Below are 15,780 nucleotides of genomic sequence, written 5' to 3' on the forward strand. Positions count from 1 at the left end.
CTCCTCTCATTGCTTGCACGGCGCCTTGCGAGCGCAACCGGCTCACTCGGCACTCGCCCCCGACCATTTGATAATGGCCGCCCACTTGCTGAGCTCCGCCTTGATGAACGCCCCGAACTCGCTGCCCGTCGAGGCGACGACGTCGCCGCCTTGCGAGGCCACGATTGCCTGCACTTCGGGCTGCCGAAGCGCATGGGTCGTCGCCGAATGGAGCTCCCGCACGATCTCCGGCGGCACCGCCGCCGGTGCCAGAAAACCGAACCACGTGGTGACCTCGTAGCCCGGCAGCGCGGCCTCCGATACCGTGGGCACCTGCGGTGCCGCCGCCGAGCGCTTGAGCGAGGTCACTCCGAGCGGCAGCAGTCGGCCGGACGCCATGTGCGGCAGAGCCACGACGAGGTTGGGAAAAAGGATGGGAACGTTGCCCGCGATGCCGTCGACGAGCGCCGCAGCACTGCCCTTGTACGGCACGTGCAGCATCTTGATTCCCGCCTTGGCGCTGAAGAACTCCGCAGCAAGATGCTGGGGAAATCCGACGCCCGAGGTTCCATACGCCAATTGTCCCGGCTGCGCCTTCGCCATCGAAATCAGCGCCTTCACCGATCGCACCGGCAGGGAAGGATGCACGAGGACCACGTTCGGGAATTTCGCCGCCAGCGTGATCGGGACGAAATCCGCAACGGGATCGAAAGGCAGCTTCTGACGCAGCGCCGGATTGATCGCGTGCGTGCCGTTGTGGCCGATCATGAACGTATGGCCGTCGGGTACCGCTTTGGCGACGAAATCGGTCCCGATCTGCCCGCTCGCCCCCGGTCGATTGTCGACAATGACCTGACGCTTCCACGCGACGGTGAGCTTCTGCGCCACGGTGCGCGCAAGGGAGTCCGCTGCGCCCCCCGGTGGTCCTGCGACGACGAGGCGAACGACGCGGCTCGGGAACTCCTGCGCCCCAGCGGCGCAAGGGCTCAGCAGCACCGCGGCGGCGAAGGCGGCCGGGACGCGACGCGCCTCAAGCATGGGCCGCAGCGCCGAGCCGCCCTCGCTCGTGTGCCGACGGCGCTGCGCCGGCGCCATATGCGGGCACGCTTCCGATCGTTTGCGTGCGGTGCATGATGCGACGCGCATTCGCATCGAACGCGTTGCGATGGTGGATGGCGCAACGGTTGTCCCAGATGAGCGTGTCGCCGACCTGCCAATCGTGGTGCCACGCCGGCTGTGCCACCGTGTGTGCCCACAGCGCATCGAGCAGCGCGTCCGAATCGGCTTCCGCGAGGCCGTCTATGCGCGAATCGCGCCGGCGGCCGAGATAAAGCGCATTCCGCGCCGTCTCGGGGTGCGTGCGGATGATCGGGTGGCTGGTGGAGATGGAGTGCCGCCGGCGCTGGCCCGCGCTGTTCCGCCCCCCATCGTGATAGATCGTGCGGCCCTGGATCGCCGCGAGCAGATCGGCGGGCAGCGTGCGCAATGCCTCGTACATGTTGATAAAGCCGGTCTCTCCGCCGCGGCCGGCGGGCACTTCGAGCGACGTCAGGATACTGGCGGCCGGAGGTACCGGCGTGTTCGACATATCGGTGTGCCAGATCGCTTCGTCGTTGCCCAGGCTGCCGATCGGCTGCCCATTCTCGATCACGTTAGAGATGATGCTGATGTAAGGATCCGGCCGCTGCGCGCCTTGTTGCACCGCTGTCGGCGGCGATTCGAGCAGATCGCCGAAGTAGCGCCCCACCCGCAGCAGCTCCGCGTCCGTCAGGGTACGGCCGCGAAAGACCACCACGAGATGATCGAGCCATGCCTGGTGCACTTCCGCCACCGTCTGCGGATCGAGTGCCGCGATGTCCTCGTCGCATTCGATACGAGCCCCGATCGGGCCGGGTATCGGCGTCACCTTGATCTTCGAGTACCGGTTGAACGGCTTCGCGCCGTATCTGTTGTTCTGCACTGCGTCGTTCATGTAGCTCCTCCTGGTCTAATCGCACGTATGCGTGGCGTGAAGTCACTCCAGATCGATTCGTGCCTCCTTGATCACGGCTACCCACTTGGCGGACTCCTTCTCGATGAAAGCACGCAACGCCTGCGGAGTTCCCGGTGCGGCGGTGGCGCCGACCTTGCTCAACTGCTCGATCGTCGCCTGTGCCGCAAGGCTCGCGTTGATGCTCTTGTTGAGGCTCGAGACGATCGGCGCCGGCATGTCGCGCGGGCCGAGCACCGCCCACCAGCCTTCCGCTTCGTAGCCGGGCAAGCCGGCCTCGGCGATGGTCGGCACCTCTGCAACGGCGGGCGACCGCTTGAGCCCTGTGACTCCCAAGGCTTTGACTTTGCCAGAGGCGACGAACGGCACCGCCGAGAGTATCGCTGCCATCTGGAGCGGTATCTGACCGCCCATCAGATCCACCATAGCCGGGCCGGTGCCGCGATACGCAATCGGATGCAGACTGATGCCCGCCATCTGCCTGAAGAGCTCGCCGGCGAGATGGGTCAGGTTGCCGACGCCACCAGTCCCATAGGACAGCGGTTTGGGGGCCGCCTTCGCAACGGCGATCAGCTCCTTCACGGTGGATGCGGGAAAGCTCGGGGTCGACAGCAGGATGAAAGGCGCCTTCGCCACCAGCGACAACATGGAGAAATCGCGCTGCGTATACGGCGGATTCTTCATTCCCGAAGTGCCGTACGAGAACGATGCCGGCACGAGCAGGATCGTATACCCGTCCGGCTGGGACTTCATCGCCATCGCGGTGGCGATTCGCCCGTCGGCGCCGGCCCTGTTGTCGACGACCACCTGCTGGCCGAGGACATCCGTCAGCTTCTGAGCCAGGATCCGCCCCACGATGTCATTCGCCCCGCCCGGCGCAAAACCTACGACCAGCCGCACGGGACGGGATGGATAGTGTTGAGCGTGCGCATCTTGCGTGATCGCGGATGCCAATCCGAAGAGAACCGCGGGCACCGCGAAACGTCGACAGCATCGTGCTGCCGACGACGAGTAAAGATTCGATTTCGCTGTCGTCGATCTCATACGTGATCCACTGGCTGGCGGCCGCTGGCATGCCGCGCGCGCCAAAGTTCGTGGGGTCGTAAGCAGCGTCGACCCTGGCGGGTCGCGCTTCAGGCGAACGTCGGCTGCGCTCCCTGCACCGTGGTCCTTCTCATGCGCCGCCGCCGCGGCAGCTCGTAGTCGTGCATGGCGAGATGCTGCGTGGAAAAATTGTCCCACATCAGCAGGTCTCCGACGCGCCACCTGTGGACGTACTTGAACTCCGGCCTTTGCAGGTGGGCATACAGCTCGGAGAGCAGCGCCCTGCTCTCCGCTTCGCTCATGCCGACGATGCGCTCGGTGATGCCCTCGTTGACGAACAGTACCGGCTTGCCGGTAAATGGGTGGGCGATGACGATCGGGTGCTCCGTCGGCGGCACCTTCCTCTTCTGTTCTTCGGTCAACGGGACGAGGTTCGCCGCGCCCTCGCGCTTGATGGCCTGGATCTGCTCGTAGATGTAGTGATAGCTGTGAACCGCCTTGAGCCCCTTGATTCGGCGCTTTAGCTCGTCAGGCAGTCGTTCATAGGCGACCTGCGTATTGATGAACAGTGTATTGCCGAGCGGCACGCCGTCGTCGTCGTGCGGCACCTCCAGCGCGTGCAGCAGCGAGCACCGGCTGGGCTCCTTCATGTACGAAAGATCGGTGTGCCACACTTTGCCGGCGTCCGCGAGTCCGATAGGCTTGCCGTTGTCGTCGACGCAATTGGAGATGCTGTATATCTCGGGATACCCGGGCAGGTGATACGTGCTCTGGACGTGGATCTGCAGCGGACCGATGCGCTTGCTGAACGCGATATGCTCTTCGGGCTCGAGGGTCTGGTTGCGGATCACGAGCACCGCGTGCTCGTGAAAGCGCTCGATCAGCCTCTCGAAGTCCTCGTCGCTCAGGTCCTGAGACAGGTCGAGCCCGGCGACCTCGGCGCCGAGCGCCGCTCCGAGCTTGTTGCAGACCCACGATTGCATGGTCGCTTGCATGTCCTCCTCCTCCTAGAATGTGTTAGCGGTCCTGCGTGGCGAGCTCGCGCTCGAGCAGCGCGATATCGTCGATGTCCTCGAGCGAGCGAACCCGCTGCACGATGTTTTCGATTTGCGCAGCCGGCAAGACCACGGAGGCGAGCTGACGAAACTTCGCCTCGACTTCCGCGGGTGTGAACGGGTTGGCGACGGTCCCTTTGGGGTGATGCACCACTGCCGAGTGCTCCCGGCCGCTGCGGGTGCGAATCACCACCCGGGTCGAATAGCGCGAGGCTTCGCCCAGTTCATCGAGATCGCGTGCGACCTCGACGTGCACCTTCTTCACGAGGGCGAGCAGGTCCGGAGCCGCCAGTTGCTCATGCTCGAATTCCGCGACGAAGAGCCGGCCGCGCAGAAAACGGCTCGCCAGCGCAAAGGCGAGATTCATCTGTGCGCCGGTCGCGCCGTTCGGCTCGTACGGCCAGCCGCAGTGCTCCTTGGTCGAGCGGCTAACGTAGGCGGTGATCGACGTCACGTCGTCGGCCGATAAGCGGCGCTCGTCCAGGATCTGTTCCAGCGCATCGACCCCCGCGTGTATGGCTCCGGCCGTCGGGTAGCGCTTGAACCCGGTGTTCAGCAACTCGTAACGTTCGCCCAGGCCGTCGACGATCTCCGCAGGGTCTCCGCGCCCGTCGAACGTGCGCACGTAGCCGCCATACGGCGCCTCGAGCACGTTTGCGATGCCCTTGAAGCCGTCTTTTGCAAGGAACGCCGAGACCAGGCCGCTCTGCGCGGCGTGCCCTACATACAGGCGCTTGACCATGCCGCCGTACTGTGCGGCGATCAGCCCGCCGGCGTGGGGACCCGCGACGCCCAGAGCATGTTGCATGGCGTCGCCGTCAAGGCCGAGGATGGCGCCGGCCGCCGCGGCTGCGCCGAACACACCCGAAGTTCCGGTCGGATGCCACCCTTTCAGCAGATGGGGCACCCCCATGCACGCGGCGATCCTCACGCTCACTTCGTAGCCGGCGGCGACGGCAACCAGGAAATCCCGTCCTGCAATCGGACCCTCCGCATACCGTGCAGCAGCCAGCGCGGGAGGTATGCACGGAGGACCGGGATGGATGACGCCTCGCACGTGCATGTCGTCGAGCTCGTAACCGTGTGCCGCCGTGCCGTTCACGAGCGCAGCGATGGGTCCCGACGAGCGATACCGGGTACCCCACAGCACACAGCGCTCATCGCGATCGAAACGCCGGGACGTATTGCGCAGAAGCGCCGTCCATTCCCGGGTCGCGCCGAAAAGACCGCAGCCTATCGTGTCCAGGATATGAAGCTTGAGCTTCGCGACGACTTCGTGCGGCAGGTCCTGCCATTTGAGGCGCGCCGCGAACGTCGCGATGCGTCTCGTCACGGCGGAGCCGAGCTGATCCGCAGGCGCGTTCAATGGAGTGTCGGGCTGGTTGAGCATCCGGGTTAGCGCAAAGAAGTTAGCAGACGGCCGCCATGCCAACAAGAAACTATTTATTATCGAAGCATAACCAACTCTTCTGGTGGAAGCCCATGACCCTGCAGCAGCTCAGGTGCCTCTGCGCGATCGTCGACGAATCGTTCAACATCACGCGGGCCGCGGAGAAGCTGCACGCGTCGCAACCTGGGCTCAGCAAGCAGCTCAGGCAGCTGGAGAACGAGCTGGGCTTCAAGCTGCTGATGCGAAGGAGCAACCGCACCACCGGCCTGACCGCCGCGGGGCACGCCGTGCTGTCCGTCGCGCGCCGCATGCTGAAGGAAGCGGCGACGATGAAGGATGTGCTCAGCGCGCTGGGCGACGCGAGCACGGCGCAGATCACGATCGCCACGACCCACGTGCACGCGCGCTACTCGCTGCTACCGGTCATGAAGCAGTTCCGGAAGATGCACCCGAGCGTGCGCGTCACCCTGCGCCTGGGAAACGCGCAGCAGATCTCCTACTGGGTCTCCACGGGCGAGGCGGACCTTGCGATCGGCAGCGCGAGCGCGCATTCGCCGCGCGGCCTGGTGAGCGTCCCCTGTTTTCGCGTCGCGCACTGCGTCATTACGCCAATGCGCCACCCGCTCCTGAAACTGCGTCACCCCGGGATGCAAGACATCGCCAAATATCCCCTGATCAGCACCGGCGCCGACTCCCGGCTCAGCGCTCTCATCACCGCACGCTTCGCATCGTTCGGGTTGCAGCCGGACATCGTCATGCACGTGCTCGACATCGAAACCGTCAAGAAATACGTGCAGCTCGGGTTCGGCATCGCCATCGTTCCGACGATAGCAGTAGAAGCGAAGTTCGATCGTGACCTCCAGATGATCGGCGCTGGTCATTTGTTCGCGCCGACCATCGACTCCGTCATCTCCCAAGACGACTTGTCCGGGCGCCAGCACGTCGAGGACTTCGTCAACCTGGTCGCGCCAAAGCGAGCGAGAGGGAGAGCCATCCGGGACTTGCCGGCGACTACAGCGAAACAATAGACGCGCTTGATACTCGCGGCCGCTTACAATCGGCGACTGCCGCGACAACAACAGAGCGATTCAACAGGAGGAGTGCAGTGTCGACGTTCATTCGGACGCTGATGGCCATGGCCGTCGCGATACCCACTGGCAGCACATTCGGTCAGACCGCTTACCCGGCGAGAACAGTGCGTGTGGTGGTGCCTTTTCCCCCAGGCGGCACCAACGACCTGGCGGGACGCATCGTGATGCGCGAGCTGGCGGACACGATGGGCCAGCCATTCGTGATCGACAATCGCGCTGGAGCATCCGGAATCATCGGTGCCGAGATCGTCGCGAAGGCGCCGCCGGATGGCCATACGCTGATGGTGAGTTCCACGTCCCACCTGACCAACGGGATGATGTTCAAGAAGGTCCCGTACGACACGTTGAAGGACTTCACATCGGTCGCGTTGCTGGCCGCCACCCCCGGTGTGTTGATGGTGCATCCGTCACTGCCCGCGCGCTCAGTCAAGGAATTCGTCGCGCTCGCCAAAGCACGGCCGGGCCAGATCAGCTATAGCTCCAATGGAGAGGGCGGGACGCTGCACCTGTCGATGTCCTATCTGGGCTCGATGGCGAACATCCAGATGGCGCACGTGCCATACAAAGGCGGTACACCCGCCACGACCGCGCTGGTGTCGGGCGAAGTGCAGTCGCTGATGGGCGCGATCAGCACCAACTTGTCCTTCATCAAGGCGGGCCGGGTACGTCCACTGGCCGTGTCCTCGGCACGGCGTTCGACGGCGCTGCCCGAGCTGCCGACAATCTCTGAAGCCGGAGTGAAGGGCTTCGACGTCGATCCGTGGGTCGGCGTGTTCGCTCCGGCGGCCACGCCGCGCCCCGTGATCGAACGCCTGCACGCCGCGATCAAGGCGGCGCTGCAGAAGTCCGATGTACGCCGGCAGCTCGATGCGCAGGCGCTGGAGGTTTGGCTCCTTAGCCAGGAAGAGTTCGCCGCGAAAACCAAGGCGGACTATGCGAAATGGGGCAAGATCATCCAGTTGGCTGGCGTGAGACCGGAATGAGAGGGCGCCCTGCCCCGTATGCGCCCGTTTGCTACCTCCAGTAGCCTCGGTTTTCGCTTTAGCACTCGGGGTCTGCTGAATACTAGATTCCCACTCAGCGCCGTCTATGAAAAACGAATATCCCCTACACGATAAGAAAACCGGTTGTTGCTCGACCTACCTTCGCTCGTGCGTGGCCAGCACATGGGTGTCTGCTGGCTTCGCGCTCGCGTTGGGCGTGTCCTCGGCCGTGGCGCAAGATTTTCCGACGCGCCCGATCAGACTCATTACGCCATTTCCGCCCGGCGGTACGACCGACATCCTCGCACGAATCACTGCTCACAAGCTGACGCAGGCTTTTGGGCAGCAGGTAATCGTAGACAACCGCGGCGGCGGCGGTGGCACGATCGGCGTGGAAGCCGCGGCGCGAGCGACCCCTGACGGCTACACGATCCTCATTGCGCACATCGGGCCTTTGAGCATGGCGCCCGCCCTTTATCCAAAGCTCGGCTACGATCCAGTCAAATCATTTGCACCCATCACGCTGTTGGCGACAGTTCCCAACGGGCTGGTCGTGCATCCGTCACTGCCGGCCCGTTCGGTAAAGGAGCTGATCGCCCTCGCGCGCGCCAAACCGAAACAGGTCCTCTATGCCTCAGCGGGGAGTGGCAGCATCGCGCATCTCGCAGTAGTCAACCTCGAGGTGCTGGCGCGAATTCAGCTCAGCCATGTGCCCTACAAAGGCGGAGCCCCATCGGTACGCGAGTTGATCGCAGGCGAGACCTCCCTGACGATCACGGGCATGCCGCAGCTGCGCCCGCATATAGATGCCGCCCGCCTGCGCCTGCTCGCAATCGGGGAATCCAGGCGTCTTCCGGCACTGCCCGACGTTCCCACGATAGCCGAGTCAGGCGTTCCGCACTATCACGTCACACAATGGCAAGGAATACTCGCGCCGGCCGGAACGCCGAGTGAGCTCGTCGCGAAGCTCAACGCGCAGATCGTCAAGGGCATACACTCGCCCGACGTGAAGCAGCGGCTGACCTCCGATGGTGCCGAGCCGGTCGGAAGCACGCCGCAGGAGTTCGCGGCGCATATCAAATCGGAAGCGGCAAAATGGCTTCCGATCGTGAGGGCCTCCGGTGCGAAGCCTGATTGATCCGGACTCGAGAAAGGATTCGCAGCGCAGATCGCCGAAGGCCTTGACACGCAGTGCCTATGATCACTTCGCTCGCCTCGAACGAAGAGCCGGGCCATCCCGGCCTTTTCTCAAACGCCGTATGGTAAGTTACTGGTTCTGCTGAACAGGACGAGTTCGATTCCGCCCTCTCCGCCACCAGCGCCCGCGCCGCTTTCCGACCGCTCGCTGACTGCTCTCCAGGTACGATCGCTTTGCTGACCCGTTGCTCGGTCTGCTAAGCCTTGCTCAGCGTCTGCTGAGTCACGCTCGACGAAGCCGCTCCAGCGCCACGCCGTTTGCTCCCGTGCGGCAACACCGCTATGATGCGCGCCATGTCACTCGCGCGCTCGTACCGCTCCGGAGTGGCGCTGATCACGGCGCTGCTCCTGATCGTATGCCAGGCTGCTTTTGCAGCTCAGGCCTGCGCGCACTCGCCGCTCCCGGTCCAGGACGCGGCAGCAATCGCGCCGTGTCACGAAGCGGGTGACGACGGAAAGGCGTCGTCTGCGCCTGCCGCCAAGGGTTCCTGTGAGGCCGGCAAAGCGCTCAGCGATATCCCGAACGTGCACGTGTACGCGCTCGCTGAGCTGCCGGCCGTCGATATCGCATACGCATCAACCGCACCGCGGGGCGTTCCGTCACGCACCAGCGCGCGTTCGCAAGCTGTCTGCTACTCCCCTCCTCTCAGCGTCCTGCACTGCCGCTTTCTTAATTAGAGCCTCCGTTACGCGCTAGTCCCGGTTTGCGCCGGGAGTTCGCCCGTTCACCGGAGGCTTCATGCAATCAGTTTCGACCTGCGCGCGCGCGCCATGGCGCACGCTGCTTCTATTCATTCCAACCCTGGCCGCCGCATGCGCCTTTGCGCAAGCGGCCGATCTGTGGCCGCTCGCGTTCCAGGAAGCGCTGCAAGTCGCCGAGCAGCGCTCCGCGCGCCTCACGGCCCAGGAGGCCGCCGTCGGCGCGGTCGGCGAACAGGTCGCGCGGGCGCGCGAGCTGCCCGACCCGAAGCTCAGGCTGGGCCTCGACAACGTCCCGGTCAGCAACCCCGACGCGTTCAGCCTGACGCGCGATTTCATGACGATGCGCCGCATCGGCTACATGCAGGACGTGCCGAATGCGGACAAGCGCCGCGCGCGCGGTGAGCGTGCGGAGCGCGAGCAATCGGTCGAGGCTGCAACCCTCGCCGCGCAACGCACACAGGTTCGGCAGGACACCGCGCTCGCCTGGCTGGAGCTCTATTACGCCGAGCGAAGCCTGCAGGCGGTCACGAGGCTGCAGGAAGCGTTGCGGCTCGAAGCCGAGACGACCGGCCCTGCCGTCGCCGGGGGCCGCATGAGCCCGGCGAACGCCGTCGGCGCGCGTGCCGCCGCGGAGACCGTTCAGGACCGCATCCTCGAACAGCAGCGCGCGGTCGCACGCGCGCGAGCCGCGTTCTCGGCCCTGGTCGGAGAGGCTGCCGACCGGCCGCTCGGCCCTCCGCCGAACATCGAAACGCTCGCGCATGCGCCTCATACGCTCGTCGCCGACATCGATGCGCATCCGGATCAGCGAGTCTTCGCGCAACGTGAAGCGCTCGCCGAGAGCGAAGTCGCCCTGGCGGCGAGCGCCCGCAAATCCGACTGGAGCTGGGAAGTCTCTTTCGGCCAACGTGAGCCGCGGTTCTCGAACATGGTCAGCGTCATGGTGACCATGGACTTGCCGTTCTGGAGAGCACAGCGCCAGGACCGCGACGTCGCCGCACGCGTGAAGCAGCTCGAGCAGGCGCGGGCGATGCGCGAAGACGCCCGGCGCATGCACGAGGCCGAAGTGCGCATGCTCGTCGCCGACTGGAGCTACGCGGGGCAACGCGTCGCGCAATTCGAGAAGAAAGTGCTGCCGTTGACGCGCGAGCGATCGGCGCTCGCACTCGCCGCGTATCGCGGCGGACGCGGCGAGCTTGCGAGCGTCCTGGAAGCACGCAGGGCCGAGACCGAGGTCGAGCTGTCGCGTTTGTCCGCGGAGCTCGAGAGGGCCCGCGCGTGGGCGCGCCTGAACTACCTCTTCGATCACGAGGTGAAACCATGAATCGCGGCGCAGCGGCAGCCGTTGCATGGGTCGTGGCTTTGGCGGCGGGCGCAGCCGGCGGCTACTGGTTCGCCTCCCATCGCGCGCACCCCGTAACCGCCGCGCCGAAGACGTCCGAGGCCGCGACGACGGACAAGAAGGTGCTCTACTGGTACGACCCGATGTATCCGCAGCATCGCTTCGACAAGCCCGGCAAATCGCCTTTCATGGATATGCAGCTCGTGCCCCGCTACGCAGGCGAGACCGAGGACCAGGGCGCGGTCACGGTCAGTCCTCGCGTGGCGCAGAGCCTGGGCATACGCACGGCCGAAGTGAAACGCGGTTCGATGGCGCCCAAGCTGAGCGCCGTCGGGACCGTCGAGTACAACGAGCGCTCGGTGGTGCTCGTACAGCCGCGGGCAAACGGTTTCATCGAGCGCCTTTATGTGCGCGCACCGCTCGACCCGGTGCGGCAAGGCGCGCCGCTGGTCGAGATGCTCATTCCCGAATGGGCGGCGGCGCAGGAGGAGTATCTGCTCCTGCGCAAACGCGCGGACAACGGATCGGGCGAGCTTGCGACGGCCGCGCGGCAGCGCCTGCTGCTGCTCGGCATGTCGGAATCGCAGGTCGCCGCGATCGAGCGCAGCGGCACGCCTCAGCCGCGTATCACCCTCGCCTCCCCCATTTCAGGCGTGGTGGCCGAGCTGGGCGCGCGCCAGGGCATGACGGTCACCGCAGGCACCACACTGTTTCGCATCGCAGGCCTCGGCACGGTGTGGGTCGTGGCCGAAGTGCCCGAAACGCAGGCCGGGCAGCTCGTGCCCGGAAGCCGCGTCGAAGTTCATCTCGCGGCCTATCCGAACGAGGTCGTGAAAGGCCGCGTCAGCGCCGTCCTGCCCGAAATCAATGCCGCGACTCGAACGGTGCGCCTGCGCGTCGAGGTCGCCAATGCCGCAGGCCGCTTGCGGCCCGGGATGTATGCGAACGTGAGCTTCGCGCCGCGCGCGCAGGAGCTATTGCTCGTGCCGACCGAAGCCGTCATACGGACCGGTGAGCGCACGGTCGTCATCGTCGCCGAAAACGAGGGACGCTTTCGCGTCGCCGAAATCGAGCCGGGAATGGAGTCCGGCGCCGAGACCGAGATCCGCAAAGGCCTGAAAGCCGGCGAGCGCGTGGTCGTTTCCGGACAGTTCCTCATCGACTCCGAGGCCAGCCTGCGCAGCACGCTGTCACGGCTGGAGAGCTCGCCCGTCCCGGCGAAACAGACCGATGCAAAACCCGAAGGTCACCGCGGCCACGGCCGTATCACGGCCATCGATCCCGCAAAGGGCCGCATCGATCTCGACCACGCAGCGATCCCGTCGATGAAGTGGCCGGCGATGCACATGGGATTCGCCGTCGCCGACCGCGGTGCGCTCGACACATTGAAGCCCGGCGACACGGTCGACTTCACGGTGCGTGCGAACCCGGACAAGAACGGCGATTACGTGATCGAGAGCCTCTCCGCGAGGAGCGCGAAATGATCGCCGCTCTCATACGCGCATCGATCGCGAACCGCTTTCTCGTCTTGATGGCGACGCTGCTCGTCACGGCGTGGGGCATTTACGCAGCGATGCGCACGCCGGTCGACGCCCTGCCCGATCTCAGCGATGTGCAGGTGATCGTCCGCACGACGTACCCGGGCCAGGCGCCGCGGATCGTCGAAGACCAGGTCACCTATCCGCTCACGACGACGATGCTTTCGGTCCCGGGCGCGAAGACGGTTCGAGGCTATTCGTTCTTCGGCGACTCGTTCGTCTACATCCTCTTCGACGATGCGACCGATCCGTACTGGGCACGGTCGCGCGTGCTCGAGTACTTGAATCAGGTCCAATCCCGACTGCCGCCCCAGGCGAAACCGGGGTTGGGGCCGGACGCCACCGGCGTCGGCTGGATTTACCAGTACGCGCTGGTCGATCGCACGGGCAAGCACGACCTCGGCGAGCTGCGGGCGATCCAGGACTGGTTTCTCAAGTACGAGCTCAAGGCCCTGCCGAACGTCTCCGAAGTTGCGAGCGTCGGCGGCATGGTGCGCCAGTACCAGATCGTGCTCGACCCCGACCGGCTGCGTGCTTACGGGATTCCGCACTCGCGCGTGATCGGCGCGGTGCAGAACGCGAACCGCGAGTCCGGCGGCTCGATCGTGGAGCTCGCCGAAGCCGAGTACATGGTCCGCTCGAGCGGCTATCTGAAGACGCTCGACGATTTCCGATCGATACCGCTGACGACGTCGAAGAGCGGCGTTCCCGTCCTGCTGCGCGACGTTGCGCGCGTGCAGATGGGGCCGGAGATGCGCCGCGGCATCGCCGAGCTCGACGGTGAAGGCGAAGTCGCGGGCGGCGTGATCGTCATGCGCGCAGGCAAAAACGCGCTCGAGACCATCAACGCGGTCAAGACGAAGCTCGCCGAGCTTCGCAAAGGTCTCCCTGAAGGCGTCGAGATCGTCGAGACCTACGACCGTTCGGGACTCATCGAGCGTGCCGTCAGCCACCTTCGCGAGAAGCTCGTCGAGGAATTCATCGTCGTCGCGCTGGTGTGCATCGCCTTCCTGCTGCACTTGCGCTCGGCCCTCGTCGCGGTCGTGACGCTCCCGCTCGGCGTGCTCGTGGCGTTCATCGTCATGTACTACCAGGGGGTCAACGCGAACATCATGTCGCTGGGCGGGATCGCCATCGCCATCGGCGCGATGGTCGACGCGGCCATCGTGATGATCGAGAACGCCCACAAGCACCTCGAAGCGTGGTCGCACGCCCATCCGGGCGAGCGAATCGGCACATCGGAGCGCTGGCAGGTCATCGCGGACGCCTCCGCCGAGGTCGGACCGGCTCTTTTCTTCTCGCTGCTGATCATCACCCTTTCCTTCGTACCGGTGTTTGCGCTGGAGGCTCAGGAAGGCCGGCTCTTCGCGCCGCTCGCTTATACCAAAACCTACGCGATGGCGGCGGCCGCAGGCCTCGCGGTGACGCTGATTCCGGTCCTCATGGGCTATTTCATCCGGGGCCGAATACCGGAAGAGCGGCGCAATCCCATCAATCGCGGCCTCATCGCCGTCTATCGCCCGATGCTCGGTGCGGTCCTGCGGTGGCCGAAGACGACCATCGCGGTGGCGGTCGCGGTTCTGCTGCTCAGCGTGCTTCCGTTGACCCGACTCGGCGGCGAGTTCCTGCCGCCGCTGTACGAAGGCGACCTGCTGTACATGCCGAGCGCGCTGCCCGGAATCTCGCCCGCGAAGGCTGCCGAGATCCTTCAACAAACCGATCGGCTGATCCGAACCGTTCCCGAGGTCGCGCGCGTGTTCGGCAAAGTGGGCCGCGCGGAAACCGCGACCGACCCGGCGCCGCTGGAAATGTTCGAGACGACGGTGCAGCTCAAGCCGCGCGACGAATGGCGAGCAGGCATGACGCCGGACAAGCTCACCCAGGAGCTGGACGGGCTGGTCCGCGTGCCCGGCCTCGCGAACATCTGGATACCTCCGATCCGCAATCGGATCGACATGCTCGCGACCGGCATCAAGAGCCCGCTCGGCATCAAGGTGTCCGGTCCCGACCTGCCGGAGATCGAGAAAGTCGCGGGGGAGATCGAGCGGCTGGTGAAGGACGTTCCAGGTGTCACGTCCGCTCTCGCCGAGCGCGTAACCGGCGGCCGTTACATCGACGTCGATATCGATCGGGCGGCGGCGGCTCGATACGGCCTGAACGTCTCCGATGTCCAGTCGGTGGTGTCCGCCGCGATCGGCGGCGAGAACATCGGCGAAACCATCGAAGGCCGCAGGCGCTTTCCGATCAACGTGCGCTATCCGCGCGAGCTGCGGGATTCACTGACCGACCTGCGGCAGTTGCCGATCGTCACCGACGCGGGCGCGCAGATTCCGCTGTCCGCCGTCGCCGCGGTGCGCATCGCCGACGGTCCCGCGTCGCTCAAGAGCGAAAACGCCCGCCTGTCGGGCTGGATCTACGTCGACATCCACGGCCGCGATCTCGCGTCCGTGGTCGCCGACGCGAAGCGCGCCGTGGCCGGCGCTGTCAACCTGCCGCCGGGCGTGTCCGTTCAGTGGTCGGGGCAGTTCGAGTATCTGGAGCGGGCGGCGCAGCGCCTGAAGGTCGTGGTGCCCTTCACGCTGATGATCATCTTCGTCCTGCTCTTTCTCACCTTCAGTCGCGCCGGCGAAGCGGCGCTCATCATGAGCGCGCTGCCGTTCGCGCTCGTCGGCGGCATCTGGTACGTGTTCCTGCTCGGCCATCATCTTTCGGTCGCCAGCGCGATCGGTTTCATCGCGCTCGCGGGGCTCGCCGCGGAATTCGGTGTCGTCATGCTGGTCTACATCCGGCACGCCCTCGACGCGCGGCTCGCGGCAGGCGCACCGAATACACGCGAGACGCTGCTGGCCGCGATCGAGGAAGGCGCGGTGCTGCGCGTCCGGCCGAAGGCGATGACCGTCGCGGTGATCGTCGCAGGCCTGGCGCCGATCATGTGGTCCGACGGCACGGGCGCGGAGATCATGCAGCGCATCGCCGCGCCGATGATCGGCGGCATGATCACCGCTCCGCTGCTCTCGATGTTCGTCATACCCGCGGCTTACCTGCTCATGCGCCAGCCGCGTTTCCATCGTCGTTTGTTCAACCACGTAGCAACCACAGGAGAAGTACGATGAAAGCAGTCGTTTTCACAATCGCGTTCGCCGGCAGCATCGCCACCGTTCACGCGGGCGACATGAAAGGCATGGACATGAAGGACATGTCCCCGTCGCAGATGGCCAAGGACGCCAAGCCCGGCAAACACATTGCCAAAGGCACGGTGAAAAGCGTCGACGCCAAGGCGCAGACCGTGACGCTGGATCACGAGCCCGTGAAAAGCATGAGCTGGCCTGCGATGACCATGACCTTCAAGGTCCGGGACAAGGCTGTCATGGAGAAGCTCGCGCAAGGCAAGAAGGTCACAGTCGAGTTCGAGCAGCGCGGCAAGGACTACGTCATCACGAGCGCCAAATAGCCCCATCACGCGTGGCAT

12 protein-coding genes are annotated in these 15,780 nt (G+C 65.3%); 7 read left to right on the forward strand and 5 right to left on the reverse strand.

From position 1 onward, the window contains the following. Positions 1 to 42: 42 nt before the first annotated feature. The 5 genes from VHP37_33075 to VHP37_33095 form a co-directional block, all read right to left on the reverse strand. Positions 43 to 1,017, reverse strand: a complete 975-nt coding sequence (locus VHP37_33075) for a tripartite tricarboxylate transporter substrate binding protein (protein HEX2831207.1) — start codon at positions 1,015 to 1,017, stop codon at positions 43 to 45. Next, on the reverse strand, positions 1,010 to 1,951 hold the full coding sequence (locus VHP37_33080) for a TauD/TfdA family dioxygenase (protein ID HEX2831208.1): 942 nt from the start codon (positions 1,949 to 1,951) through the stop codon (positions 1,010 to 1,012). The genes VHP37_33075 and VHP37_33080 overlap by 8 nt, the downstream gene beginning before the upstream one ends. Positions 1,952 to 1,993: 42 nt before the next feature. Then, positions 1,994 to 3,013, reverse strand: a complete 1,020-nt coding sequence (locus tag VHP37_33085) for a tripartite tricarboxylate transporter substrate binding protein (protein HEX2831209.1) — start codon at positions 3,011 to 3,013, stop codon at positions 1,994 to 1,996. Between the two features lie 89 nt (positions 3,014 to 3,102). Further along, positions 3,103 to 4,008, reverse strand: a complete 906-nt coding sequence (locus VHP37_33090) for a TauD/TfdA family dioxygenase (protein ID HEX2831210.1) — start codon at positions 4,006 to 4,008, stop codon at positions 3,103 to 3,105. Positions 4,009 to 4,030: 22 nt separating this feature from the next. After that, entirely contained in the window at positions 4,031 to 5,458 is a 1,428-nt protein-coding gene (locus VHP37_33095) for an MmgE/PrpD family protein (protein ID HEX2831211.1), read from the reverse strand. Positions 5,459 to 5,550: 92 nt separating this feature from the next. Here VHP37_33095 and VHP37_33100 point away from each other — a divergent pair, with 92 nt between their 5' ends. From VHP37_33100 to VHP37_33130, 7 genes are all read left to right on the forward strand, one after another. Beyond that, the gene (locus VHP37_33100; protein HEX2831212.1) at positions 5,551 to 6,486 is read left to right on the forward strand and encodes a LysR substrate-binding domain-containing protein; all 936 of its coding nucleotides are present in this window, start codon (positions 5,551 to 5,553) and stop codon (positions 6,484 to 6,486) included. 77 nt (positions 6,487 to 6,563) lie between these two features. Beyond that, positions 6,564 to 7,532: a tripartite tricarboxylate transporter substrate binding protein gene (locus VHP37_33105; protein HEX2831213.1), complete on the forward strand. Its 969-nt coding sequence runs from the start codon at positions 6,564 to 6,566 to the stop codon at positions 7,530 to 7,532. Positions 7,533 to 7,704: 172 nt separating this feature from the next. Further along, on the forward strand, positions 7,705 to 8,670 hold the full coding sequence (locus VHP37_33110) for a tripartite tricarboxylate transporter substrate binding protein (GenBank protein ID HEX2831214.1): 966 nt from the start codon (positions 7,705 to 7,707) through the stop codon (positions 8,668 to 8,670). Between the two features lie 798 nt (positions 8,671 to 9,468). Next, the gene (locus VHP37_33115; GenBank protein HEX2831215.1) at positions 9,469 to 10,755 is read left to right on the forward strand and encodes a TolC family protein; all 1,287 of its coding nucleotides are present in this window, start codon (positions 9,469 to 9,471) and stop codon (positions 10,753 to 10,755) included. Continuing rightward, positions 10,752 to 12,257: an efflux RND transporter periplasmic adaptor subunit gene (locus tag VHP37_33120; protein HEX2831216.1), complete on the forward strand. Its 1,506-nt coding sequence runs from the start codon at positions 10,752 to 10,754 to the stop codon at positions 12,255 to 12,257. The genes VHP37_33115 and VHP37_33120 overlap by 4 nt, the downstream gene beginning before the upstream one ends. Further along, positions 12,254 to 15,424, forward strand: coding sequence for an efflux RND transporter permease subunit (locus tag VHP37_33125; protein HEX2831217.1), 3,171 nt, complete (start codon positions 12,254 to 12,256; stop codon positions 15,422 to 15,424). The genes VHP37_33120 and VHP37_33125 overlap by 4 nt, the downstream gene beginning before the upstream one ends. Continuing rightward, the gene (locus VHP37_33130; protein HEX2831218.1) at positions 15,421 to 15,762 is read left to right on the forward strand and encodes a copper-binding protein; all 342 of its coding nucleotides are present in this window, start codon (positions 15,421 to 15,423) and stop codon (positions 15,760 to 15,762) included. The genes VHP37_33125 and VHP37_33130 overlap by 4 nt, the downstream gene beginning before the upstream one ends. The last annotated feature ends 18 nt before the right edge of the window (positions 15,763 to 15,780 follow it).

The sequence above is a fragment of the Burkholderiales bacterium genome (assembly GCA_036262035.1).
Classification (GTDB): Bacteria; Pseudomonadota; Gammaproteobacteria; order Burkholderiales; family SG8-41; genus JAQGMV01.

Excerpts from the sequence above, each read along its gene's own strand:
- VHP37_33100 (HEX2831212.1), top strand. The coding sequence starts at position 5,551 with ATGACCCTGCAGCAGCTCAGGTGCCTCTGCGCGATCGTCGACGAATCG.
- VHP37_33085 (HEX2831209.1), bottom strand. The coding sequence starts at position 3,013 with ATGAGATCGACGACAGCGAAATCGAATCTTTACTCGTCGTCGGCAGCA.
- VHP37_33120 (HEX2831216.1), top strand. The coding sequence starts at position 10,752 with ATGAATCGCGGCGCAGCGGCAGCCGTTGCATGGGTCGTGGCTTTGGCG.
- VHP37_33115 (HEX2831215.1), top strand. The coding sequence starts at position 9,469 with ATGCAATCAGTTTCGACCTGCGCGCGCGCGCCATGGCGCACGCTGCTT.
- VHP37_33130 (HEX2831218.1), top strand. The coding sequence starts at position 15,421 with ATGAAAGCAGTCGTTTTCACAATCGCGTTCGCCGGCAGCATCGCCACC.
- VHP37_33075 (HEX2831207.1), bottom strand. The coding sequence starts at position 1,017 with ATGCTTGAGGCGCGTCGCGTCCCGGCCGCCTTCGCCGCCGCGGTGCTG.
- VHP37_33090 (HEX2831210.1), bottom strand. The coding sequence starts at position 4,008 with ATGCAAGCGACCATGCAATCGTGGGTCTGCAACAAGCTCGGAGCGGCG.
- VHP37_33080 (HEX2831208.1), bottom strand. The coding sequence starts at position 1,951 with ATGAACGACGCAGTGCAGAACAACAGATACGGCGCGAAGCCGTTCAAC.
- VHP37_33125 (HEX2831217.1), top strand. The coding sequence starts at position 12,254 with ATGATCGCCGCTCTCATACGCGCATCGATCGCGAACCGCTTTCTCGTC.
- VHP37_33095 (HEX2831211.1), bottom strand. The coding sequence starts at position 5,458 with ATGCTCAACCAGCCCGACACTCCATTGAACGCGCCTGCGGATCAGCTC.